We start from the raw sequence: 4,888 nt of genomic DNA, 5'->3' as shown, positions 1-4,888 counted from the left end.
GGAACACATCGACAGCTACCTCAACGACGCCCACATGGCTAACGCTGCCTAAAACTCGGTACAAACGCCCGACTTCTGGCCCCCAAGAAAGCTAGTGGACCGGCACGGTCAGGTTGGCGCCATGGTGTCAACGATGGCGCACTCGCCAGCCGTACTCGGTGGCTACCTGCAACTCAGTCGTTCCATGAGGCGTGCCAAGCTCGATTGCAAGATCAGCGAACGCATCTCGATCGCCCAGGCTCAACAGGGCACGTCGTCGCCGCTCGCTCGCTCGACATCAGTGAGGAGAAGGTCAAGCGGGCATATAAGGGGTCGTCTGCCGATGCCTCCTGGCTGCAATCATTGCCCTCGGCCTCCAGGTATATCGAGAGCCGACGTCGATCACCGACAAGCAGGTCGACAGCATTCGTGCCCAGGGCTCCAGCGACCGTGAGGTTGCCGATGTCGTCGGCATTGTCGCACTCAACATCCTCACGGGAGCGTTCAACCTCCTCGCAGGGCTCACGCCGGGCGGGCCTGACTGAGATGCAGGGCAAGCCTCGGAGAGGCTGCAACCGGACGTCCCTATACCTTGCGGCGAGCCCAGGGTTGCAACGGTGCGAAACCTGAGTGCACCGCGGTCCCGGTTTGGCTTCACAATCCCTGCTCGGCTCCTTTACGGGACACCACCTAGCCTTTATACCCTAACGGGGTATACCCTGGTGGTATGCCGATGCCACCAGACCACGATGCGCACCATGTTTCCGATCTCACCCGTGAGGAGCATGAAGGACACGAAGCTCCTATGACGGGTTCCGGCCGTGGGGGGCATTCGAATCACTCCGTTCATGGCGGGCAGACGGGGCGCTCCGATCACGAGACCCCACTGGGGCATTCCGGTCACGGCGGGCACGGAGCGGGTCATGGTGACCATGTGGGGCAGTTTCGTCGGCTGTTCTGGATCAACCTGATCATCGCGGTCCCGGTGGTGACGTTGTCGCCCATGTTCGCGATGATTCTTGGTTACGACGTCCCCGGGTGGGCGACGTTCATCGCCCCCCTCCTCGGCACCGTCATGTATGTGTGGGGTGGGTGGCCATTCCTTACCGGCGCGGTCAGCGAGGTCAAGGGCCGCAAGCCCGGCATGATGCTGTTGATCGGCCTCGCGATCACAGTGGCGTTCCTGGCCTCGTGGGGTGCGACCCTGGGGCTGTTGGACCACGAACTGGAGTTCTGGTGGGAGCTGGCGCTGCTGATCGTCATCATGCTGCTTGGTCACTGGGTCGAGATGCGTTCCCTTGCGCAGACCACTTCCGCCCTCGACTCCCTAGCCGCGTTGCTGCCCGACGAGGCTGAACGCGTGGAGGGTGACCTGATCGTGAAGGTCGCTCCTGCTGAGCTGCGGGTTGGTGACGTCGTCGTCGTGCGGCCTGGCGGCAGCGTTCCGGCGGACGGCACGATCGTCGACGGCAGTGCCTCGATGGACGAGTCCATGGTCACCGGCGAGTCTCGCCCTGTGGGCCGTGGTATCGGGGACACCGTGACCTCGGGCACCGTCGCGACGGACTCGAGCCTGCGGGTGGAGATCACAGCCGTGGGTGACGATACCGCCCTGGCGGGCATTCAGCGGCTGGTAACCGAGGCGCAGAACTCCTCCTCCCGTGCGCAGCGGATCGCCGATCGCGCCGCGGGTCTGCTGTTCTGGTTTGCACTCATCGCCGCCGTCATCACGATCGTCGTCTGGACGCTTGTGGGCAACTTCGATGCTGCGGTTGTGCGCAGCATCACCGTTCTGGTGATCGCTTGCCCGCATGCGCTGGGGCTGGCGATCCCGCTGGTGGTATCGATCGCGACTGAGCGCGCCGCGCGTGGCGGCGTTCTGGTGAAGGATCGTCTTGCGCTGGAGAGCATGCGCACGGTCAACGCGGTCCTCTTCGACAAGACTGGCACGCTCACCAAGGGCGAACCCACTGTCACCGCCGTGCAGCCGGCGGGCGACCTGGACGCGGACCAGGTGCTCGCGATCGCCGCAGCCGCCGAATCCGACAGCGAGCATCCCTTGGCCAAAGCGATCGTGCGCGCCGCTCAGGACAAGAAGCTTTCGCTGCCGACGGCGTCAGGGTTTTCGTCTTCCCCCGCGGTCGGTGTCACAGCGACAGTGGGCGGACGAGAGGTTCGTGTAGGTGGACCGAAGTTGCTCGACGAGGTCGGTGCGTCGGAGATCGTTCACGCGGACCAGTGGCGAGACGAGGGAGCGATCATTCTCCACGTCGTCCAGGATGGTGCTGTCATCGGCGGCCTCAAGCTCGCCGACGAGATCCGGCCCGAATCCCACGACGCCGTCGACGCCCTCCACAAGCTCGGCGTCGAGGTGGTCATGATCACCGGTGACGCGCAGGCCGTGGCTGACGCGGTCGGCGCCGAACTTGGTATCGACCGGGTCCTTGCCGGCGTCCGTCCCGAGGACAAGTCCGCCAAGATCGAGGAGCTGCAGAAGGAAGGCAAGAAGGTGGCGATGGTCGGTGACGGCGTCAACGACGCTCCCGCCCTCGCAAAGGCCGATGTTGGCATCGCGATCGGCGCGGGTACGGACGTCGCGATTGCTTCTGCCGGAGTCATCCTCGCCAGCTCTGACCCGCGTTCGGTGCTGTCAGTGATCGAGCTGTCCCGTGCCACGTACCGCAAGATGAAGCAGAACCTGTGGTGGGCCGCCGGATACAACCTCTTGTCCGTGCCGCTGGCCGCGGGAGTGCTCGCGCCGATTGGTTTCGTGTTGCCGATGTCGGTGGGGGCGATCCTGATGTCGTTGTCCACGGTCGTGGTCGCTCTCAACGCGCAGCTTTTGCGCCGCATCGATCTCGGCCCCGAAGCAAGTACCCGGGCCATCCTGGGCCGCTAGAACGAAGGAACTGAAAATGACCACAATGCCTCTCACAGAAATACACCCGCACGGGTACATCACGGACAAGGACAAGTACCTTCAGCGGCTCCGTCGGATCGAAGGACAGGCTCGAGGAATCTCTCGGATGGTCGATGAGGAGAAATACTGCATCGACATCCTCACGCAGATCAGTGCGCTCACCAGCGCCCTGCAGGCTGTTGGCTTGGGCCTACTCGATGACCATCTCAAACACTGCGTGCTCGACGCCGTCCGCATGGACGGCCCCGATGCGCAAGTGAAGATCAAAGAGGCCAGCGCCGCGATCGCCCGCCTCGTCCGGTCCTGACCGGCAAACGGGCGGTCAGCCGTCCTGGTGCTTCGCGCGATGCAGCAGCGCATCCAGCCCGATCTCGAGCCGCGACTCGAACGGGCCGTCCAGCAACAGCTCCCTTATCATCGGCAGGGCAGGGCAGGGCAGGGCAGGGCAGGGCAGGGCAGGGCAACGAGGACTGTGCCGCAGCACGGCACATCGGGGCTTTCCGCCTCCGCAACGCTCCGGCCTGTACGCTCGTTCTGTGTGCCACTGCGACACCGGAACGTCACGAAATGGGTGGCCGAAAGTCCAGACGTGCACTTCTGGATCCGTTGGCGAGAATCGCCTCTCCCCGTTAGCGTGGTCTTCGAGCTCGCTCGTGATCACCGCGTCGGCGGCGCGTGCCCGCGCGTAAGCGGCATCGACGTCGTCGACCTGCACGTGGATCTGGACGGTGGTGGCTCTGACGTGTTTCGGGCTGCGATAGGACGGGCCGGGGTCGCCGAGCATGATGGTGCCGTTACCACGGCGCATCTCGGCGTGACTGATGTACCCGGATGGGTCGTTGTAGCGCAGTGTCTCGGTGAAGCCGAAGCCGAAGCCGAAGGCGCGGGAAAGGAACACCAGCGCCGATGCGACATCTTCGTAGAGCAGGTACGGGGTGACTGCGTTCATGGAGCTTTTTGCCTGTGAGTGCGCTGAGGCATAATTCGGGGTCAGAGCGGAAAATGCGCGACGCCAGCCGTGTGGCCGTTGTATGAAAACTTTGGTCACGTACTCGTCGGCGGTGAACGGTGTCCCTTGCCAATGACCTTCGTTAGTGTCGTGGGCGATAACCACAGCGACTTCCCCGTGACCCTCGCTTCGAGCACTTCGAAGGCCATCGCGGAATGGGTCAGATCCGCGGACTTGACGACTGCGAGAAGTGGCGCAGGGCCCCGGTCCACTTTTAGGGGCAACGATTGTCCAATCAGGTTCCGCACATGACCTGATCCGGGCTGCATCGTTGGCGACGATGACGTCGGCCCACTGGCCGAGCAGCGCGTGGAGCGTCTCGAGAACGCCGGTTCCTATGCAGCAACCCTTTGCAAAGGCTGAGAGCCTGTCAAGGCGCTGCGTTGCCTTTTGGCTTGCGGACCATTGCGCGGTATACAAAGGTCTCGAGTTCCGAACGAGATGCGTTGTTCTTTGCCATTATTTTCGTCTCAGACCGGGAACTTTCTGGGACGTTGATGATTCCGGATACCGAAGCGAGCATGGCGATCATGATCGCCGCCGCGGCGATGACGAGGTAGCGAAATTGGATGGTTGTGCCTTCATGAGGGAGAGAGTCGAATCAATCCAGGGCGAGGCGGATGACCGCAATCACAACCAACCATCCGGCCGCGAGGGTGACGGTACCAAGAGGCTTCTGCGTGAGCGCTTTTTACGGGATCGTTGGGCGTCTGCGCAGTCCAATTGTCTCTCGGCCCTGCGGCAGCATTCTCCACGGTCGGGCTAAGGTACGGTGACTACACCTGCAGAGGGATCACTCTTCGAGTGCGCGAAGCCCACCACTTCTTTTCAACGTAGAACCGGGAGCGATGGTCTGCTATCGACTCTTGTCGATGGCGACTCTTAGGGTTGCGTCCCCCCGAGTGGATGCTCCTATTGGTGTCAAGCGACTCTTTGTGCCGTATTGGGATGCTGAGCCTTGCCGTCGAGCCATGCGCTGA

General features: G+C 62.9%; 3 protein-coding genes. 2 read left to right on the top strand and 1 reads right to left on the bottom strand.

Annotated elements, in window-relative coordinates; all coding sequences use genetic code 11:
• The first annotated feature begins 706 nt into the window (after positions 1-706).
• Entirely contained in the window at positions 707-2,878 is a 2,172-nt protein-coding gene (locus tag BMW72_RS18020) for a heavy metal translocating P-type ATPase (RefSeq protein WP_425266254.1), read from the top strand.
• A 16-nt stretch (positions 2,879-2,894) separates the two neighbouring features.
• Entirely contained in the window at positions 2,895-3,206 is a 312-nt protein-coding gene (locus BMW72_RS18015; RefSeq protein ID WP_092113083.1) for a metal-sensitive transcriptional regulator, read from the top strand.
• A gap of 15 nt (positions 3,207-3,221) precedes the next feature.
• Here the strand turns inward: BMW72_RS18015 and BMW72_RS19095 are convergent, their stop codons facing one another.
• On the bottom strand, positions 3,222-3,848 hold the full coding sequence (locus tag BMW72_RS19095) for a VOC family protein (RefSeq protein WP_174843185.1): 627 nt from the start codon (positions 3,846-3,848) through the stop codon (positions 3,222-3,224).
• Positions 3,849-4,888 lie beyond the last annotated feature (1,040 nt).

The sequence above is a fragment of the Cryobacterium luteum genome (genome assembly GCF_900110125.1).
Lineage (GTDB): Bacteria > Actinomycetota > Actinomycetes > Actinomycetales > Microbacteriaceae > Cryobacterium > Cryobacterium luteum.
This window is presented reverse-complemented; position numbering and strand designations above follow the sequence as displayed.

Coding starts and splice junctions, on each gene's coding strand:
- BMW72_RS18015 (WP_092113083.1), top strand. CDS start 2,895: ATGACCACAATGCCTCTCACAGAAATACACCCGCACGGGTACATCACG.
- BMW72_RS18020 (WP_425266254.1), top strand. CDS start 707: ATGCCGATGCCACCAGACCACGATGCGCACCATGTTTCCGATCTCACC.
- BMW72_RS19095 (WP_174843185.1), bottom strand. CDS start 3,848: ATGAACGCAGTCACCCCGTACCTGCTCTACGAAGATGTCGCATCGGCG.